Raw genomic sequence first — 19488 nt, 5'->3', positions numbered from 1 at the left:
GCGGAGTGTCAGCCAACCATGCTGCGACTGACCGGACGCCTTCGCGAGCAAGCTCGCTCCCACAAGGAATAGCGTTGGATACAAGATTGCCAGACACCACAAAACCACTGTGGGAGCGAGCTTGCTCGCGATAGCGGTGTGTCAGTCAACCATGCTGCGACTGACCGGACGCCTTCGCGAGCAAGCTCGCCCCCACAGGAAATAGTGTTGGATACAAGATTGCCAGACACCACAAAACCACTGTGGGAGCGAGCCTGCTCGCGAAAGCGGAGTGTCAGTCAACCATGCTGCGACTGACCGGACGCCTTCGCGAGCAAGCTCGCTCCCACAAGGAATAGCGTTGGATACAAGATTGCCAGACACCACAAAACCACTGTGGGAGCGAGCTTGCTCGCGATAGCGGTGTGTCAGTCAACCATGCTGCGACTGACCGGACGCCTTCGCGAGCAAGCTCGCTCCCACAGGAAATAGTGTTGGATACAAGATTGCCAGACACCACAAAACCACTGTGGGAGCGAGCCTGCTCGCGATAGCGGAGTGTCAGTCAACCATGCTGCGACTGACCGGACGCCTTCGCGAGCAGGCTCGCTCCCACAAGGAATAGCGTTGATGCTGCTTTATACAGTCGCCTGGCGCACCTGTTTTTCCAGTTCCGCCTTCAACCCTGGTTCCAGCTTGAGTTGGCGCGCCAGTTCATCGAGGTAGGACTTCTCCATGAAGTTTTCCTCGTCCACCAGCATCACGCTGGCGATGTACATTTCCGCGGCCATTTCCGGGGTGCTGGCGGCACGGGCGACGTCGGTGGGGTCCAAGGGTTTGTTGAGTTCTGCGTGCAGCCAATGTTGCAGCTCCTGGTCATTGTCGAGCTTGGTGAACTCGCCTTCGATCAATTGCCGCTCGCGCTCGTCCACATGGCCGTCGGCCTTGGCCGCCGCCACCAGTGCCTTGAGGATCGCCTGGCTGTGCTGCTCGACCTGCGCCGGAGGCACGCGATCGAGGGTCTGCGGTTCGGTTTTCGGCGCGTTGCCCTGCTGGGCCTGCCAGTTGCCATAGGCCTTGTAGGCGATCACGCCCAAGGCCGCCAGGCCACCATAGGCCAGGGCCTTGCCGCCAAAGTTGCGGGCTTTCTTGTTGCCCAGCAACAGGCCCATGGCCCCGGCGGCCAGTGCCCCGCCACCCGCGCCGGAAAGCATCCCGCCCAGGTTGCCGGAGCCGCCGAGCAAACCGCCCAGGCCACCGGACGACTTGCCCTGTGAACCGCCAGCCTTGTTCTGCAACATTTCCTGGCCGGACTTGAGAAGCTGATCAAGCAATCCACGGGTGTTCATTTGTTGCCTCCAGATGTTCGGGTCAACGTAAGGCCCCCAGCCTAGATCGAAAGTGCCCGACGCCGTTGGCGAGATTGCTTCCAGATGTTGCCTGACGCCGCCAGCGGTGCACGTTCCTTTCCTTCTAAAAAAACGATATACACTCCAGCACATCGATAAAGCCGCCCACCGGTACACGTCCATGATGACTCTGCGTCAGATCCGCCATTTCATCGCGGTGGCCGAAACCGGCTCCATCTCCGCCGCGGCGCAAACGGCGTTCATTTCCCAGTCCACCTTGACCCTGGCCATCCAGCAACTGGAGCAAGACATCGGCGTCAGCCTGTTCAACCGCCACGCCAAGGGCATGACCCTGACCCACCAGGGCCATCAATTCCTGCGCCAGGCCCACCTGATCCTGGCCACGGTCGACAACGCCAAGCGCAGCCTGCAACAAAGCACCGACCAGGTGGCTGGCCAAGTCACCATTGGCGTCACCAGCCTGGTCGCCGGTTATTACCTGGCGGACCTGCTGACCCGCTTCCAGCGTGCCTACCCCAACGTGGAGATCCGCGTGATGGAGGACGAGCGGCCGTACATCGAACATTTGCTGGTCAGCGGCGAAATCGACGTCGGCGTGCTGATCCTGTCCAACCTGGAGGATCGCCACGCCTTGCAGACCGAAGTCCTGACGCATTCGCCGCACCGTTTGTGGCTACCGGCGCAGCATCCCTTGCTGGAGCACGACAGCATCCACCTGGCCGATGTGGCCCGCGAGCCGCTGATCCAACTGAACGTCGACGAAATGGACCGCAACGCCCAGCGCCTGTGGCGCGGCGCCGGCCTGCAACCCAGGGTCACCCTGCGCACGGCCTCGACCGAAGCAGTGCGCAGCCTGGTGGCGGCGGGGTTGGGCGTGTCGATCCAGCCAGACATGACCTACCGCCCCTGGTCACTGGAAGGCGACATCATCGAAGCGCGACCGATTGCCGACCTCAACCAGACCCTCGACGTCGGCCTGGCCTGGCGCCGGGGCACGGCGCGACCGGCGTCGGTCGACCCGTTCCTGGCGGTGGCCCGGGAACAGCCTCATGGCGGACGCAAGCCATCTATTTAATCGAACGCAGCCTTGAGTATTTCGAATTTGTCGGGCTTGAGGCCGGGCACTAGTCTTGCTGCATCGCCACAATCCATTGTGTGAGAACAATCCATTGTGGGAGCGAGCTTGCTCGCGATAGCGGTGTGACAGGCGACATCGATTCGACTGATACACCGCTATCGCGAGCAAGCTCGCTCCCACAGGTTCTTTGTTTCAACTGAGACCTATAAAAAATGGCTGGCACGCAAACCCCGTTGTGCACCGCGTTGCTGATCGACGGGGAACTCGTTCCCGGTGAAGGCGTTGTCGAGCCGATCCTCAACCCGGCCACCGGCGAAGTCGTGGCTCACATCGCCGAGGCCAGTACCGAGCAGGTGGAAGCGGCGATTCTCGCCGCCCACCGCGCCTTCGACGGCTGGTCGCGCACCACGCCGCAGCAACGCTCGAACCTGCTGCTGGATATCGCCAGCGCCATCGAACAGAACGCCGATGAGCTGGCCCGCCTCGAAGCCCTGAACTGCGGCAAGCCGCTGCACCTGGCGCGCCAGGATGACCTGAGCGCCACGGTGGATGTCTTTCGTTTCTTCGCCGGCGCCGTACGCTGCCAGACCGGCCAGCTCAGTGGCGAATACCTGCCCGGCTATACCAGCATGGTGCGCCGCGACCCGATCGGCGTCGTGGCGTCCATCGCGCCGTGGAACTACCCGATCATGATGGCCGCCTGGAAAATCGCCCCGGCCCTGGCCGCTGGCAACACGTTGGTGTTCAAGCCGTCGGAACACACACCGCTGTCGATCCTGGCCTTGGCGCCGATGCTGGCCCGGCTCCTGCCACGGGGTGTGATCAATATCCTCTGCGGCGGTGGCGAAGGGGTGGGCAGCCATCTGGTCAGCCATCCGAAAGTGCGCATGGTTTCGCTGACGGGCGATATCGTCACCGGGCAGAAAATCCTCCAGGCGGCGGCAAAAACCCTCAAGCGCACACACCTGGAGCTGGGCGGCAAGGCGCCAGTGATCGTGTGCGACGACGCCGACATCCAGGCGGTGGTCGAAGGCGTGCGCACCTATGGCTATTACAACGCCGGCCAGGACTGCACGGCAGCGTGCCGGATCTACGCCCAGGGCGGAATTCACGACCGGCTGGTGGCCGAGCTCGGCGCGGCGGTCAGCAGCCTGCGCTTTGCCGGCAAGCGCGACGCCGACAATGAGATCGGCCCGCTGATCAGCACCCGCCAGCGCGACCGCGTGGCCAGTTTTGTCGAGCGCGCCCTCGGCCAGCCGCACATCGAGCGCATCACCGGTGCGGCGGTGCATTCCGGTGCTGGCTTCTATTACCAACCCACCCTGCTGGCCGGCTGCAAGCAAAGCGATGAAATCGTCCAGCGCGAGGTGTTCGGCCCGGTCGTCACCGTGACCCGCTTCGACGAACTCAGCCAGGCGGTGGAATGGGCCAATGATTCGGAATACGGCCTGGCGTCCTCGGTATGGACCCAGAACCTGGACAAGGCCATGCAGGTGGCGGCGCGGTTGCAATACGGCTGCACCTGGATCAACAGCCATTTCATGCTGGTCAGCGAAATGCCCCACGGCGGCCTGAAACGTTCCGGCTACGGTAAGGACCTGTCCAGCGATTCGCTCCAGGACTACAGCGTGGTGCGCCACATCATGGCCCGCCACGGCCAGCATCTATAGATAACAGCACTACTCTAATAACAGGCCAGCCATGGCGTTTCACCCTGTTCGAACACTGCCCCGACCATAATTAAAGCAAGAGGGATTTCCATGTACGCGCACAAGACCGCATTGCTCAGTGCACTCACCACGGCGCTGCTGACCAGCGTCAGCCTCCAGGCCGCCGAGCCGCTCAAGGCCGTCGGTGCCGGCGAGGGCCAGCTGGATATCGTCGCCTGGCCGGGTTACATCGAACGCGGCGAAAGCGACAAGGCCTACGACTGGGTCACGGGGTTCGAGAAGGAAACCGGCTGCAAGGTCAATGTGAAAACCGCCGCCACGTCCGATGAAATGGTCAGCCTGATGACCAAGGGCGGCTACGACCTGGTCACCGCCTCGGGCGACGCCTCGTTGCGGCTGATTGCCGGCAAGCGCGTGCAGCCGATCAACACTGCGCTGATCGCCAACTGGAAAAACCTCGACCCGCGCCTGAAAGATGCGCCGTGGTACGTGGTCAACCAGCAGACCTACGGCACCCCGTACCAATGGGGTCCCAATGTGCTGATGTACAACACCGAGGTGTTCAAGCAAGCGCCCACCAGTTGGAGCGTGCTGTTCAACGCCCAGGACTTGCCCGACGGCAAGCCGAACAAGGGGCGCGTGCAAGCCTACGATGGCCCGATCTACATCGCCGACGCGGCGCTGTACCTCAAGACCGCCAAGCCTGAGCTGGGCATCAAGGACCCGTACCAACTCGACGAAGCCCAGTACAAGGCCGTGCTGGAACTGCTTCGGGCCCAGCAGCCGTTGATCCACCGCTACTGGCACGACACCACGGTGCAGATGAGCGATTTCAAGAACGAAGGCGTGGTGGCGTCCGGCGCCTGGCCCTATCAGGTCAACGGCCTGATGAACGAGAAGCAACCGATCGCCTCGACCATCCCGAAAGAAGGCGCCACCGGCTGGGCCGACACGACGATGCTCCACGCCGAGGCCAAGCACCCCAACTGCGCGTACAAGTGGATGGACTGGTCACTGCAACCGAAAGTCCAGGGTGACGTGGCCGCGTGGTTCGGTTCGTTGCCAGCGGTGCCGGCGGCGTGCAAGGGCAGCGAACTGCTGGGCGCCGAAGGCTGCAAGACCAATGGCTTCGATCAATTCGACAAGATCGCCTTCTGGAAAACCCCACAGGCCGAGGGCGGCAAGTTCGTGCCGTACAGCCGCTGGACCCAGGATTACATTGCGATCATGGGTGGGCGTTAACCCCCAGCACATAAATGGGAGCGGCCCCTGTGGCGAGGGAGCTTGCTCCCGCTGGTGTGCGAAGCACGCCCAAAACGGACCGACGCGGTATTAGCTGATACACCGCATCGCCTGGTTTTGGGGCGGCTGCGCCACCCAGCGGGAGCAAGCTCCCTCGCCACGGGATCGCCTGCCAATCGTTGAGATTTCATACCTGCCCCGCTTTCTGGAGCCCCGCACCATGACGCTTGCAGTCCAGTTCACCCAGGTATCCCGGCAGTTCGGCGATGTAAAGGCCGTTGACCGGGTCTCCATCGACATCCAGGACGGCGAGTTCTTTTCCATGCTGGGCCCGTCCGGCTCGGGCAAGACCACCTGCCTGCGGCTGATCGCCGGGTTTGAACAACCCAGTGCCGGCTCGATCCGTATCCATGGCGAGGAAGCCACGGGGCTTGCGCCGTATCAGCGGGACGTCAACACGGTGTTCCAGGATTACGCCCTCTTCCCCCACATGAACGTGCGCGACAACGTTGCCTACGGCTTAAAGGTCAAAGGCGTCGCCAAGGCCGAGCGCATCCAGCGCGCCAACGAGGCCCTGGAGATGGTCGCCTTGGGCGGCTACGGCGAACGCAAGCCGGTGCAGCTCTCCGGCGGCCAGCGCCAACGGGTGGCCCTGGCCCGTGCACTGGTCAATCGCCCGCGGGTGTTGTTGCTCGATGAGCCCTTGGGCGCCCTGGACCTGAAGCTGCGTGAACAGATGCAGGGCGAGTTGAAGAAGCTGCAACGCCAGTTGGGCATCACCTTCATTTTCGTCACCCACGACCAGACCGAAGCGCTGTCGATGTCCGACCGCGTGGCGGTGTTCAACAAAGGCCGCATCGAACAAGTCGATACGCCACGCAACTTGTACATGAAACCGGCGACCACCTTCGTCGCCGAATTCGTCGGCACCTCCAACGTGATTCGTGGCGAATTGGCGCGGGAACTGAGCGGTTATCCACAGCCGTTCTCGATCCGTCCGGAACACGTGCGTTTCGCCGAGGGCCCGTTGGCCAGTGGTGAGGTCGAAGTCCACGGCCTGCTGCACGACATCCAGTACCAGGGCAGCGCCACACGCTATGAGCTGAAACTTGCCAACGGCCAGACCCTGAACCTCAGCCAGGCCAACACCCAGTGGCAGGACAACGCCGCCCCGCACCAGGCCGGCCAACAGCTGAGCGTTCGCTGGGCCCGTGAGGCGATGGTCACGCTGCACGACGCCGTCAGTGGCGAGGTGTGAGATGAACACCTTGGCCATCACCCAAACGCCTGCGCCCGGTTCGCCGCTGCGGCGTTTTTCCAACCTGCTGTACCGACGGCCCAACCTGTACCTGTCGCTGTTGCTGGTGCCGCCGCTGCTGTGGTTCGGCGCAATCTACCTTGGCTCGCTGCTGACCTTGCTGTGGCAGGGTTTCTACACCTTCGATGACTTCACCATGGCGGTCACGCCGGACCTGACCCTGGCGAACTTCACGGCGCTGTTCCAGCCGTCGAATTTCGACATCATCTGGCGCACCCTGAGCATGGCCATTGCGGTGTCCATCGCCAGCGCCATCGTCGCGTTCCCGATCGCCTACTACATGGCGCGCTACACCCGCGGCAAGACCAAGGCGTTTTTCTACATCGCGGTGATGCTGCCAATGTGGGCCAGCTACATCGTCAAGGCCTATGCCTGGACGCTGCTGCTGGCCAAGGGCGGCGTGGCGCAGTGGTTCGTCCAGCACCTGGGCCTGGGGCCGGTGCTGCAGTTCGTGCTGGGGATCCCGGGCGTGGGCGGCAGCACCTTGTCCACCTCACACCTGGGGCGTTTCCTGGTGTTCGTCTACATCTGGCTGCCGTTCATGATCCTGCCGATCCAGGCGTCCCTGGAGCGTCTGCCACCGTCGCTGCTACAGGCCTCGGCGGACTTGGGCGCCAGGCCGCGCCAGACGTTCATGCAAGTGATCCTGCCACTGTCGATCCCCGGCATTGCCGCCGGCTCGATCTTCACGTTCTCGCTGACCCTGGGGGACTTCATCGTGCCGCAACTGGTAGGCCCGCCGGGCTACTTCGTCGGCAGCATGGTCTACGCCCAGCAAGGCGCCATCGGCAACATGCCCATGGCCGCGGCGTTCACCCTGGTACCCATCGTGCTGATCGCGATCTATCTATCCGTCGTCAAGCGACTGGGGGCTTTCGATGCACTCTGACTCTCAAGACCGAGCCTCGTGGGGCTTGCGGATTGCGGCGTGGGGCGGATTGGTGTTCCTGCACTTTCCGATCCTGATCATCTTCCTCTACGCCTTCAATACTGAAGATGCGGCGTTCAGCTTTCCGCCCAAGGGCCTGACCCTGAAGTGGTTCAGCGTCGCCTTCTCACGCCCGGACGTGCTGGAGGCGATCAAGCTGTCGTTGCAGATCGCGGCCATCGCCACGCTGATCGCCATGGTGCTGGGCACCCTGGCCTCGGCGGCGCTGTACCGCCGCGATTTCTTCGGCAAACAGGGCATTTCGCTGATGCTGATCCTGCCAATTGCCTTGCCGGGGATCATCACCGGCATTGCACTGCTGGCGACCTTCAAGACCCTGGGCATCGAACCGGGGATGTTCACCATCGTCGTCGGCCATGCAACCTTCTGCGTGGTGATCGTCTACAACAACGTCATCGCCCGCCTGCGCCGTACTTCCCACAGCCTGATCGAGGCCTCGATGGACCTGGGCGCCGACGGCTGGCAGACCTTTCGCTACATCATCTTGCCTAACCTGGGGTCGGCCCTGCTGGCCGGTGGAATGCTGGCGTTTGCGCTGTCGTTCGACGAGATCATTGTCACCACCTTCACCGCCGGCCACGAACGCACCCTACCGCTGTGGCTGCTCAACCAGCTCAGCCGCCCACGCGACGTGCCGGTGACCAACGTGGTGGCGATGCTGGTGATGATGGTCACGATGCTGCCCATATTGGGCGCGTATTACCTGACCCGTGGGGGTGAGAGCGTGGCGGGGAGTGGTGGGAAGTAATCAACGGTGATCGCTCACTGCAGGAACCGCAATCCTGTGGGAGCGAGCTTGCTCGCGATGGCGGTGTGTCTGAAACGGTGATGTTGAATGTGCCGGCCTCATCGCGAGCGAGCTCGCTCCCACAGGGGATTTTGGAAACCTTCAAGAGGACATGGACATGCAAACCAAACTGCTTATCAACGGCCATCTGGTTAACGGCGAAGGCCCTGGCCAGGCGGTGTTCAACCCGGCGCTGGGCCGGGTGCTGGTGGAGATCAATGAAGCCAGCGAAGCCCAGGTCGATGCCGCCGTGCGTGCCGCCGACAGCGCCTTCGAAGCCTGGTCGCAAGTGCCGCCAAAGGACCGCTCCTTGTTGCTGCTCAAGCTGGCCGATGCCATCGAAGCCCACGGCGAGGAACTGGCGAAGCTGGAGTCGGATAACTGCGGCAAACCCTTCAGCGCCGCGCTGAACGACGAGATCCCGGCGATTGCCGACGTGTTCCGTTTCTTTGCCGGCGCCAGTCGCTGCATGAGCGGTTCGGCGGGCGGCGAATACCTGCCCGGGCACACCTCGATGATCCGTCGCGACCCGGTGGGGGTCATCGCCTCCATCGCGCCGTGGAACTACCCGCTGATGATGGTCGCCTGGAAAATCGCCCCGGCCCTGGCCGCCGGCAATACCGTGGTGCTCAAGCCGTCGGAGCAGACCCCATTGACGGCGTTGCGCCTGGCGGAACTGGCGTCGGAGATTTTCCCCGCTGGCGTGCTTAACGTGATCTTCGGCCGCGGGCAAACCGTCGGCAACCCGCTGGTCACTCACCCGAAAGTGCGCATGGTGTCGCTCACCGGCTCCATCGCCACCGGCTCGAACATCATTTCCAGCACGTCCGACAGCGTCAAGCGCATGCACATGGAACTGGGCGGGAAGGCCCCGGTGATCATCTTCGACGACGCCGACATTGACGCGGCCGTGGAAGGCATCCGCACCTTCGGTTTCTACAACGCCGGCCAGGACTGCACCGCCGCCTGCCGCATTTATGCCCAGCAAGGTATCTACGACCGGTTCGTCGAGAAACTCGGCGCCGCGGTGAAGAGCATCAAATACGGCCTGCAAACCGCACCAGACACCGAGATGGGCCCACTGATCACCGCCCAGCACCGCGACCGCGTGGCCGCTTTTGTCGAACGGGCCATCGCCCAGCCGCATATCCGCCTGATCACCGGTGGCAAGGCCGTGGACGGCAACGGGTTCTTCTTCGAACCGACGGTGCTGGCCGACGCCCAGCAGGATGACGAAATTGTCCGCCGGGAAGTCTTCGGGCCGGTGGTGTCCGTCACTCCGTTCCTCGACGAAGCGCAAGTGCTGGCCTGGGCCAACGATTCGGACTACGGCCTGGCCTCATCGGTATGGACTGCCGACATCGGCCGTGCCCATCGCCTGTCGGCACGCCTGCAATACGGCTGCACCTGGGTGAACACCCACTTCATGCTCGTCAGCGAAATGCCCCATGGCGGTCAGAAACGTTCCGGCTATGGCAAGGACATGTCCATGTATGGGCTGGAGGACTACACGGTGGTGCGGCATGTGATGTTCAAGCATTGACGGCAAGACAACGTTGGCAACACATGCCCACGCCTGCCCTGTGTTCGTCCTGCTAAGGTTTTCGTCGATCGGTGCACGCTCACCGGTTGACGGAAATCCTGGCAGCACCTAGGGTGTCTACAACGTATACACCTTGGAGATCAGTCATGGCCTCGCCCGTTTTGTCCTTTCGTGTGGAAGAAGGTCTGGCCCAACAGCTGGACTTGCTGGCCGCCGCCACCGACCGCGACCGTCAATATCACCTCAAGCGTGCACTGGTCCGATATGTGGAAGCCGAAGCCTGGCATCTGCAAGCCATCAGCGAAGGCATAGCCGATGCCGACGCTGGAAACCTGACCGATCTGGACGCCGTGAAGGCTAAGTGGGCAAAACGTGCCGAGCATCGTACTGACCGACAAAGCACAGAGTGACCTCGACTCGATCCACGAGCATTACCAAAGCGCTATCGGCGCGGAAGGCGCCGATGCTGTCATCAGCGCCATCCTGGAGACACTGCGCCAACTGCAACGCTTTCCCGGCTCGGGCCGTCCTTCGGTCGCTCCCGATATTCGAGAGCTGGTGCTGACCCGTTACCCATTCGTTGCCCCCTACCGGCTCATGCATGGGCAACTGCAGATCTTGCGAATACTGCACCAGCGCACCGAACGTCCGCAGGATTGGTCGGTGGAGTGATGTCGGCCGGTGCTCCCTGCCCCGGCCGCTCACCTGAGCCACACGTCAAAACCGCGAAACACTGCGCATCGCATCCACCAGGTAGCGCATGGCAATGCGGTCGTTTTCCGACAACTCCCGATAGCGCTCGACCAGTCTCAATTCTTCCAGGCTGAGCCGGCGTGTCCTGCGCCGGTGGGTCAGGCATGGAAAGATCCCCAGCATTTCGGTGATGCCCTGTATTTTTGTCATGAGTTGTCCTTCTTAACGTCGAGGTTGACCTGATAGCGCCGTCTGAAACCCGAGTTGGATCGTCCGTCACGCTAAAGAATAGAAAGGATTCAAAGCGTGAAAAGAGAGTTTTAGAGTAATTAGTCAAAAAATCAGGAAATCGGCATAAAAAAAGAAATAACTGTAAGAAAACTTAACCAGGCCACGCTTTCCTGTCTCTCCACGCCTGTATTTCCCCTATGATTTTGCGCCTCGGTGAACCGATCCAGCTCTCAGGCATCTGTTCTAACGTTCGTCGCGTTTGGCCAAAGGCATGTCCGAACTCCTTTATCAGTCGCTGTGGCCAGGATCGGCTCGGGGCTGTTTCGAGAAAGGTTGTATTTATGCATCGCAGGAATCTGCTCAAGGCCTCCATGGCCTTCGCCGCCTACACCGGGCTATCGGCCTCCGGGCTCATGGCCGCACGCGCCTGGGCTGCCGAACAGACTGCCGACGGCGAAGCCCGTCCCTTCGATTTCAACGGTTTGAAGGAACAGGCCAAGCGGCTGGCCGAGAGCCGCTACGTCGACACCAAGCAAGTCCTGCCACCGACCCTGGCCCAGATGTCGCCACTGCAGTTCAACGCCATCCAGTACGACGCCAACCATTCGTTATGGAATGATCTGGACGGGCGGCAACTGGATGCACAGTTCTTCCACGTGGGCATGGGCTTCAAGCAGCCGGTGCGCATGTACAGTGTCGACCCGAAGACACGCATGGCCCGTGAGGTGCACTTCCGTCCGGAACTGTTCAATTATGAGAAAACCACGGTCAACACCTCGCAATTGACGGGTGACCTGGGCTTCGCCGGCTTTCGCGTCTTCAAGGCGCCGGAGCTGGATCGGCACGACATCGTTTCGTTCCTGGGGGCCAGCTATTTCCGCGCGGTGGATGCCAGTGGCCAGTACGGGCTGTCGGCCCGCGGCTTGGCTATCGACACCTACGCCAAGAAGCGCGAGGAATTCCCGGACTTCACCAAGTTCTGGTTCGAGACCCCGGACAAGAACAGCACCCGCTTCGTGGTCTACGCCCTGCTCGACTCCCCCAGTGCCACCGGTGCCTATCGGTTCGACATCGATTGCCAGCCGACCCGGGTGGTGATGGAGATCGACGCCCACGTCAACGCCCGTACCGCCATCGAGCAACTGGGTATCGCCCCCATGACCAGCATGTTCAGCTGCGGCACCGTCGAGCGGCGCATGTGCGACACCATTCACCCGCAAATCCACGACTCCGACCGTCTGGCCATGTGGCGCGGCAACGGCGAGTGGGTTTGCCGTCCGTTGAACAACCCCGCCACCCTGCAATTCAATGCGTTCGCCGACAAGGACCCGAAAGGCTTCGGCCTGGTGCAGACCGATCACGACTTTGCCAGCTACCAGGACACCGTGGACTGGTACAGCAAGCGTCCGAGCCTGTGGGTCGAACCGACGACGGCCTGGGGCGAAGGCTCGGTAGACCTGCTGGAGATTCCGACTACCGGCGAAACCCTGGACAACATCGTCGCGTTCTGGACGCCGAAAAAACCGGTGGCCGCCGGTGACTCGCTGAACTATGGCTACAAGCTCTACTGGAGCGCCCTGCCGCCGGTCAGCACCGACCTGGCCCATGTCGACGCCACTCGTTCAGGCATGGGCGGCTTCATCGAAGGTTGGGCCCCGGGCGAGCATTACCCGACCGTCTGGGCACGCCGTTTCGCCGTGGACTTCAGCGGCGGTGGCCTCGACCAACTGCCGCCGGGCACCGGCATCGAACCGGTGGTGACCTGCTCCCACGGCGAGGTGAAGGACTTCAACGTGTTGGTGCTGGATGCGATCAAGGGCTATCGCATCACCTTCGATTGGTACCCGACCGACGACCGTGTGGACCCGGTGCAGATGCGCCTGTTCATTCGCAGCAAGGACCGGACCTTGAGCGAGACCTGGTTGTACCAGTACTTCCCGCCGGCGCCGGATAAGCGTAAGTATCCCTGATAGGTTCGGGTGTCTGGGCTGGCCCTATCGCGAGCAAGCTCGCTCCCACATCGAACCTTGTTGTGAACACTGTCTGCGCCACACAACAAATCCATTGTGGGAGCGAGCTTGCTCGCGATGAGGCCGGTACAAGCACCAAATTTTTTCAATCAGACAAACAAAAAGCCCCGGCCAACGACGACCGGGGCTTTTTGCTTTATCAGGCACTAGTCCCGCAAATCCGACTCATGAATCGGCTGGTCCCGATGGGTGGCCCGCTGGTATTGCGCCGGCCACGTGGCCTTGCGGCCGCCCAGGTCATCATCGGCATGCAGGGCCCAGTAAGGATCGCGCAACAATTCCCGGGCCAGGAAAATGATGTCGGCCTGGCAAGTGCGCAGGATGTGCTCGGCCTGGGCCGGTTCGGTGATCATGCCGACGGTGCCGGTGGCGATTTCCGACTCCTTGCGCACCCGCTCGGCAAAGCGTGTCTGGTAACCCGGGCCGGTGGGAATTTCCGCATTGGCGGCCGTGCCGCCCGATGACACATCGATCAGGTCCACCCCCAGCGCCCTGAAGCGCCGCGCCAGCTCCACGGTCTCATCCGGGTTCCAACCGTCCTCGACCCAATCGGTGGCAGAGACGCGAACGAAGACCGGCAGCTCTTCAGGCCATACCGCCCGGATCGCTTCGGTGACTTGCAGCACCAGCCGTATACGGTTTTCGAACGAGCCGCCGTATTGGTCGCGCCGCTGATTGCTCAACGGCGACAGGAATTGATGCAGCAGATAACCATGGGCCGCGTGGACCTCGACCACCTTGAAGCCGGCCGTGAGGGCGCGCTTGGCCGCCTCCACGAAGGCCTGGATCAGATCGGCGATCTGCCCTTCGTCCAACTGCACCGGCTGGGTGTGTTGCGGATCGAAGGCAATCGGCGACGGGCCGACCGGCACCCAGCCGCCGTCCGCCGGTTTGACGCTGCCATGCTTGCCCAGCCAGGGTCGCCAGGTGCTGGCCTTGCGTCCGGCATGGGCCAGTTGAATGCCCGGCACGGCGCCTTGGGCTGTGATGAACCGGGTGATGCGTTGCAGGGGTTCGATCTGTTCATCGTTCCACAGCCCCAGGTCCTGGGCGGTGATGCGACCGTCGGCGGTCACGGCGGTGGCTTCGGTGAACACCAGGCCGGCACCGCCCACGGCGCGGCTGCCCAAGTGCACCAGGTGCCAATCGTTGGCCAGGCCATCGGTGCTCGAATACTGGCACATCGGCGATACCGCGATGCGATTGGGCAGGGTCAATTGGCGAAGGGTATAGGGTTCCAGCAGCAGACTCATGGGGCACCTCTCGAATCAGTGGGCAGGCTCCAGGGTTCTGTTTGAACAGTCGACGAGTGACAAAAGGTACAACACCCGCCCCCGCGGGCAAAAAATTCGACAAGACGTCACAAGGGCTATCAAGCAGTGCTTAGAGCCTAGTCGACAACCCGCGAGGACGGAGGGTTCAGAACTTAAAAACCGACGGTGTGACACAACGCCGTTCGCTCAAGGCTGCTTGCATCGCGTGGCGAGGGAGCTTGCTCCCGCTGGGCTGCGAAGCGGCCCCCCTGAATTCCAGCCATCACATTGCAAGGGGACGCTGTCGCGTCCAGCGGGAGCAAGCTCCCTCGCCACAAAGGCTGATCGGCGTATCGCCTACCGCGGCTCGATATGGGCAATCATCAACTGCACCGTTTCCTGGCCGCGGAACTCGTTGAGGTCGAGCTTGTAGGCCAGCTCCACCCAGCGCACGGTAGGGTTGGGCCAGATCTCGCGGTCGATGCCGAAGGCAATGCCGTCGAGCTTCACCGAGCCGCATTCGCTCTTGAGGATGACCTTCAGGTGCCGTTCGCCCACCACGCGTTGCTCGACCAACTGGAACACGCCGTGGAACATCGGCTCCGGGAAATGCTGGCCCCAGGGACCTGCATGGCGCAGCGCCCGGGCCAGCTCCAGATGGAACTCCTCCACCGCCAGGGAGCCATCCGACAACAGCCGGCCGGTCAGGTCCTCTTCGCGTAATTGCCGACGCACTTCCGCGTCGAATGCTTCGGCGAACAATGGAAAATTCGCTTCCGGCAGCGTCAGCCCCGCCGCCATGGCGTGACCGCCGTACTTGCTGATCAGGGTCGGATGCTGCGCCGCCACCACGCTCAGCGCATCGCGGATGTGGAAGCCCGGCACCGAGCGACCTGAGCCCTTGAGCAAGCCGTCGCCGGCGTCGGCAAAGGCGATGGTCGGCCGGAAATAACGTTCTTTCATCCGCGAGGCGAGGATGCCGATCACCCCTTGGTGCCACTGCGGATCGAACAGGCACAAGCCGAATGGCATCGACTCCACCGGCAGGTCCTTGAGCTGGGCCAGGGCTTCACGCTGCATGCCTTGCTCGATGGATTTGCGGTCCTGGTTCATGCCGTCCAGTTGCGCCGCCATTTCCCGCGCCAGGGCCGGGTCGTCGGTGAGCAGGCATTCGATGCCCAGGCTCATGTCGTCCAGGCGCCCGGCCGCATTCAGACGCGGCCCGAGGATAAATCCGAGGTCAGTGGAAGTAATCCGCGCTGCGTCGCGCTTGGCCACTTCCAGGATCGCCTTGATGCCGGGCCGGGCGCGTCCGGCGCGAATCCGTTCCAAGCCCTGGTGCACCAGGATCCGGTTATTCGCGTCCAGCGGTACCACGTCGGCCACGCTGCCCAGGGCCACCAGGTCGAGCAATTCGCCAATGTTCGGCTGAGGGGTGCTGGTGTACCAGCCCAGGCTGCGCAGACGCGCCCGCAGCGCCATCAGCACATAAAAAATCACCCCGACACCGGCCAGGGCCTTGCTTGGGAACTCGCAGCCCGGCTGGTTCGGATTGACGATGGCGTCGGCCGCCGGCAGTTCGAGGCCCGGCAAGTGGTGGTCGGTGACCAGCACCCGAAGCCCCGCCGCTTTCGCCGCCGCCACGCCTTCCAAACTGGAAATGCCATTATCCACGGTGATCAGCAATTGCGGTTCGCGGGCCAGGGCGACTTCGACGATTTCCGGGGTCAGCCCATAGCCATATTCGAAGCGATTGGGCACCAGGTAATCGACATGGGCCGCACCCAGCAGGCGCAAGCCCAACATGCCCACGGTGCTGGCGGTCGCGCCATCGGCATCGAAATCCCCGACGATCAGGATCCGCTGGCGTTGCTCCAGCGCCGTCACCAGCAGATCCACTGCGGCGTCGATCCCCTTGAGCTGCTGGAACGGAATCAAGCGCGCCAGGCTCTTGTCCAGTTCGGCCTCGGACTGCACGCCGCGTGCTGCGTACAGGCGGGTCAGCAGGGGCGGCAGGTCACCGAGGAACGGTAGGGTGTCGGGCAGTTGGCGGGGTTCTATGCGCATGGGGGACGGACATTTCTCTACTTTTTGGTCCTGGACCGTGGCGAGGGAGCTTGCTCCCGCTGGGCTGCGTAGCGGCCCCCTTGATTGTGGGCGCTGCGCACCCAAGCGGGAGCAAGCTCCCTCGCCACAATGAGTTCACTCAATACCTGTCAATGGCTCAACCACGTTCGCCCAGCAACCATTGCAGCTGGACTTCATGCTGGCCACGGTCGTCGGTCACGAAAATCGTACCTTCGCTGATCATCACATCCCACTTGATCACCCGGGGCATGTCCTTGGCCAGGGTTTCGAGCACTTCCTGGGGCACGGCGGCGATGTTGACGTTCTTCAGGCTCTTGACCGCCGGGATCACCTTGCCTTCCCACACCCGCAGGCTGCCGTAGGCCAGCAGGCTGGTGCGCTCGGTCCGGCGCGAGCACCAGGTCAGGCGATCGGCATCCGGCTGACCGACTTCGATCCAGTGCAGCACCCGGTCATCCAGGCTTTTTTCCCACAGCGCAGGCTCATCGACGTCTGACAGACCACGACCAAACGCCAGCAGCTCGTTGTACCAGAACGCGTAGGCCAGCAGGCGCACGGTCATGCGCTCTTCGGTTTCCGAAGGGTGGCGGGCGATGGTCTGCTTCACACTCTCGTACACATTGCGGTCGAGGTCGGTGAGGTTCAGTTCAAACTTGTAGGTCGTGGACGGCTGGGCCATGAACGGGCTTCTTGATACGAGGAAAGGCGGCAAGTCTAACCGATGACACGGGCAATCCACGAATTGCCGACCATCAACCTGCGGCGACCGGCCCTGGCCTATGATAAAACGCTCTATCCGTTCTGCTTTGTCCTACAGGATCCGTCATGTCGCTTACTGCCAAACCCCTTGCCGGCGTCAAAGTCATCGAACTCGGCACTTTGATCGCCGGCCCCTTCGCCTCGCGAATCTGCGGCGAATTCGGTGCCGACGTCATCAAGGTCGAATCCCCCGATGGCGGTGATCCGCTGCGCAAATGGCGCAAGCTGTACGAAGGCACATCCTTGTGGTGGTTCGTCCAGGCACGCAACAAGAAGTCCCTGACCTTGAACCTCAAGCACCCCGAAGGCTTGGCGATCCTGAAAAAACTGATCGGAGAAGCCGACATCCTGATCGAGAATTTTCGCCCCGGCGTGTTGGAAAAGCTCGGCCTGGGCTGGGATGTGCTGCATGCACTGAACCCGAAGCTGGTGATGGTACGGCTTTCGGGCTTCGGCCAGACCGGGCCGATGAAAGACCAGCCGGGGTTTGGCGCGGTGGGCGAATCCATGGGCGGCCTGCGCTACATCACCGGCTTCGAAGACCGCCCGCCGGTGCGTACCGGGATCTCCATCGGCGACTCCATCGCCGCCCTGTGGGGCGTGATTGGCGCATTGATGGCCCTGCGTCACCGCGAGATCAACGGCGGAACCGGGCAAGTGGTGGACGTGGCTTTGTACGAGGCGATTTTCGCCATGATGGAAAGCATGGTGCCGGAGTTCGACGTGTTCGGTTTCATCCGCGAGCGCACCGGCAACATCATGCCCGGCATCACCCCCTCGTCCATCCACACCAGCGCCGACGGCAAGCACGTGCAGATCGGCGCCAACGGCGATGCGATCTTCAAGCGCTTCATGCAGATCATCGGCCGTGACGATCTGGCCAACGACCCGCAACTGGCCAGCAATGACGGCCGTGACAGCCGGCGCGATGAGCTCTACGGCGTCATCGATCGCTGGGTCAACGGGCTGCCGCTCGACAGCGTTATCGACCAACTGAACCAGGCCGGGGTACCGGCCAGCCGGATCTTCAGCGCCGAAGACATGTTCAGCGACCCGCAATTCCTGGCCCGTGAAATGTTCCTGCAGGCCAAGCTGCCGGACGGCAAGGCGTTCAAGATGCCAGGGATCGTACCGAAACTCTCCGACACCCCGGGCAGCTCCGAATGGGTCGGGCCGGCATTGGGTGAACACAATGCCCAGGTGCTCGGAGAACTGGGCTACGACGCGCAGCAGATCGCCAAGCTGCGCAGTGATGGCGCCATTTGACGCACCGCAGGAGGGCAGCCACTCAATCAAACTGTGGGAGCAAGCTTGCTCGCGATGGCGTCCGTCCAGTCGACTTTATGTTGGCTGGAATACCGCAATCGCGAGCAAGCTCGCTCCCACAATTGGATGGGAGTACGACTGGGAGAGCCAGGTCGGCTGTTAGGCCGCCTCGCGAGCAAGCTTTGCTCCCACAAGACCTGCTCAACAGATCTGACGGGTGTACGACCATGAGAGTCAGGTCGGCTGTCAGGCCGCCTCGCGAGCAAGCTTTGCTCCCACAGGCCCTGCTCAAACAGATCTGAGGGGTGTACGCCCGGGAGAGTCAGGTCGGCTGTTAGGCCGCCTCGCGGTGGACGTTGATCTCGGGCGCCCCGTTAACCACGATGGCCGAACGCAGGCATTGCGCAGTGGGCATCCCGGCATGGATGCCGGGATAGCCGCGCTGGGCCATGGATGGCCCTTCGCGGCGGCCCACGGAGCAATGCCGGAGTGAGGGCACACCGAGCCTTAGCGAGGTGCCGAGTGGTGGGGCAGAAGCGCTTTGGTTACTTTCGCGCTTTTCGAAAGTGACCCGCCGTCAGGGCGGAACCCTAAGTGGCCGTTACCGCAGCAATGGATATGTACTCGACCAACAAGGTCAGCCGTAAGGCCGCCATCGCGAGCAAGCTCGCTCCCACAAAAAACGCCAACGCCTGACAGAACGCGCTAAAACCACAAACACCAGGCAAAAAGAAACCCCGAGAAGTGGGGAGACGACTCGGGGTTAAACGTAACCAATCATGGTTAGTACAACAAGCGACAAGCACCGGAGCACAATGCTTGCTCTTGCTGGTAAAAGGTCTGACTCATCAGGACGTAGGAAGGTTCCCACAAAAACCCGGTCAATTCGCCGCGACCATGACCTTGTCGCGCGCCAGATTGCGCAATGCCGCAATCACACAGGGCTCAAGGCGACCCTCGGCAATCAGCACATCGCGATGCAGGCCATCGACCACGTCGGTCAACTGACGCTTGTCGGTCAATTGGGCCTGATTGAACACTCGCTCGACCATGATGCTCCCGTTGGCATTCCTCAGCGTCACCCGGCATTCGCCCTTGGCACCGGAGGGAGTCAGCGAGACCTGGTACGGGCTCAAGGCTTCATTCAGCAATAGGCTGATACTTTCCATTCGCTCACCCTTCAATAGTCCGAAACAACTGCATGTACACAGTCAATGACCGTGGGCCGCAGC

General features: G+C 62.3%; 18 protein-coding genes. 11 read left to right on the top strand and 7 right to left on the bottom strand.

Going from position 1 to position 19488, the window contains the following annotated elements; translation table 11 throughout:
- Positions 1-617: 617 nt before the first annotated feature.
- Complete coding sequence (locus J3P85_RS05075; protein WP_207966541.1) at positions 618-1328, bottom strand: tellurite resistance TerB family protein; 711 nt, start codon at positions 1326-1328, stop codon at positions 618-620.
- Positions 1329-1509: 181 nt separating this feature from the next.
- Here J3P85_RS05075 and J3P85_RS05070 point away from each other — a divergent pair, with 181 nt between their 5' ends.
- The 9 genes from J3P85_RS05070 (at position 1510) to J3P85_RS05030 (ending at position 10608) form a co-directional block, all read left to right on the top strand.
- Positions 1510-2424, top strand: coding sequence for a LysR family transcriptional regulator (locus tag J3P85_RS05070; RefSeq protein WP_186705457.1), 915 nt, complete (start codon positions 1510-1512; stop codon positions 2422-2424).
- Positions 2425-2639: 215 nt separating this feature from the next.
- Entirely contained in the window at positions 2640-4097 is a 1458-nt protein-coding gene (locus tag J3P85_RS05065) for a gamma-aminobutyraldehyde dehydrogenase (protein ID WP_186705456.1), read from the top strand.
- A gap of 90 nt (positions 4098-4187) precedes the next feature.
- Complete coding sequence (ydcS, locus tag J3P85_RS05060; protein WP_434705100.1) at positions 4188-5339, top strand: putative ABC transporter substrate-binding protein YdcS; 1152 nt, start codon at positions 4188-4190, stop codon at positions 5337-5339.
- A gap of 220 nt (positions 5340-5559) precedes the next feature.
- Positions 5560-6597 (top strand): ABC transporter ATP-binding protein, encoded by a 1038-nt coding sequence (locus J3P85_RS05055; RefSeq protein WP_434705099.1) that lies wholly within the window; start codon positions 5560-5562, stop codon positions 6595-6597.
- A 1-nt stretch (position 6598) separates the two neighbouring features.
- On the top strand, positions 6599-7546 hold the full coding sequence (locus tag J3P85_RS05050; RefSeq protein ID WP_434705098.1) for an ABC transporter permease: 948 nt from the start codon (positions 6599-6601) through the stop codon (positions 7544-7546).
- A complete protein-coding gene (locus J3P85_RS05045; protein ID WP_053118722.1) occupies positions 7536-8354 on the top strand; it encodes an ABC transporter permease in 819 nt (272 codons plus the stop codon). Before J3P85_RS05050 ends, J3P85_RS05045 begins: the two co-directional genes overlap by 11 nt.
- A gap of 157 nt (positions 8355-8511) precedes the next feature.
- A complete protein-coding gene (locus J3P85_RS05040) occupies positions 8512-9936 on the top strand; it encodes a gamma-aminobutyraldehyde dehydrogenase (protein ID WP_434705097.1) in 1425 nt (474 codons plus the stop codon).
- Positions 9937-10082: 146 nt separating this feature from the next.
- Positions 10083-10346 carry a CopG family ribbon-helix-helix protein gene (locus tag J3P85_RS05035; RefSeq protein WP_434705096.1) on the top strand — a complete coding sequence of 88 codons (264 nt, stop codon included), beginning with the start codon at positions 10083-10085 and terminating at the stop codon, positions 10344-10346.
- Positions 10309-10608, top strand: a complete 300-nt coding sequence (locus tag J3P85_RS05030; RefSeq protein ID WP_434705095.1) for a type II toxin-antitoxin system RelE/ParE family toxin — start codon at positions 10309-10311, stop codon at positions 10606-10608. The genes J3P85_RS05035 and J3P85_RS05030 overlap by 38 nt, the downstream gene beginning before the upstream one ends.
- 45 nt (positions 10609-10653) lie before the next feature.
- Here the strand turns inward: J3P85_RS05030 and J3P85_RS05025 are convergent, their stop codons facing one another.
- Positions 10654-10839 carry a hypothetical protein gene (locus J3P85_RS05025; protein WP_411386575.1) on the bottom strand — a complete coding sequence of 62 codons (186 nt, stop codon included), beginning with the start codon at positions 10837-10839 and terminating at the stop codon, positions 10654-10656.
- A gap of 362 nt (positions 10840-11201) precedes the next feature.
- Here J3P85_RS05025 and J3P85_RS05020 point away from each other — a divergent pair, with 362 nt between their 5' ends.
- Positions 11202-12830, top strand: a complete 1629-nt coding sequence (locus tag J3P85_RS05020) for a glucan biosynthesis protein D (protein ID WP_434705094.1) — start codon at positions 11202-11204, stop codon at positions 12828-12830.
- 206 nt (positions 12831-13036) lie between these two features.
- Here the strand turns inward: J3P85_RS05020 and J3P85_RS05015 are convergent, their stop codons facing one another.
- The 3 genes from J3P85_RS05015 to J3P85_RS05005 form a co-directional block, all read right to left on the bottom strand.
- Positions 13037-14143, bottom strand: a complete 1107-nt coding sequence (locus J3P85_RS05015; RefSeq protein ID WP_434705093.1) for an NADH:flavin oxidoreductase/NADH oxidase — start codon at positions 14141-14143, stop codon at positions 13037-13039.
- 357 nt (positions 14144-14500) lie between these two features.
- Positions 14501-16210, bottom strand: coding sequence for a single-stranded-DNA-specific exonuclease RecJ (gene recJ, locus J3P85_RS05010; protein ID WP_434705092.1), 1710 nt, complete (start codon positions 16208-16210; stop codon positions 14501-14503).
- 157 nt (positions 16211-16367) lie between these two features.
- Positions 16368-16910, bottom strand: coding sequence for a YaeQ family protein (locus J3P85_RS05005; RefSeq protein ID WP_434705091.1), 543 nt, complete (start codon positions 16908-16910; stop codon positions 16368-16370).
- 146 nt (positions 16911-17056) lie between these two features.
- Here J3P85_RS05005 and J3P85_RS05000 point away from each other — a divergent pair, with 146 nt between their 5' ends.
- Positions 17057-18256 carry a CaiB/BaiF CoA transferase family protein gene (locus tag J3P85_RS05000; RefSeq protein WP_434705090.1) on the top strand — a complete coding sequence of 400 codons (1200 nt, stop codon included), beginning with the start codon at positions 17057-17059 and terminating at the stop codon, positions 18254-18256.
- A 334-nt stretch (positions 18257-18590) separates the two neighbouring features.
- Here the strand turns inward: J3P85_RS05000 and J3P85_RS04995 are convergent, their stop codons facing one another.
- Positions 18591-18755, bottom strand: coding sequence for a hypothetical protein (locus tag J3P85_RS04995; protein WP_434706451.1), 165 nt, complete (start codon positions 18753-18755; stop codon positions 18591-18593).
- A gap of 382 nt (positions 18756-19137) precedes the next feature.
- On the bottom strand, positions 19138-19425 hold the full coding sequence (locus J3P85_RS04990) for a DUF3509 domain-containing protein (protein ID WP_434705089.1): 288 nt from the start codon (positions 19423-19425) through the stop codon (positions 19138-19140).
- Between the last annotated feature and the right edge of the window lie 63 nt (positions 19426-19488).

This window comes from Pseudomonas sp. Z1-12 (genome assembly GCF_051132015.1).
Taxonomy (GTDB): domain Bacteria; phylum Pseudomonadota; class Gammaproteobacteria; order Pseudomonadales; family Pseudomonadaceae; genus Aquipseudomonas; species Aquipseudomonas zanjanensis.
The sequence above is the reverse complement of the archived record's forward strand: the minus strand, read 5'-3'. Positions and strand labels throughout refer to the sequence as shown.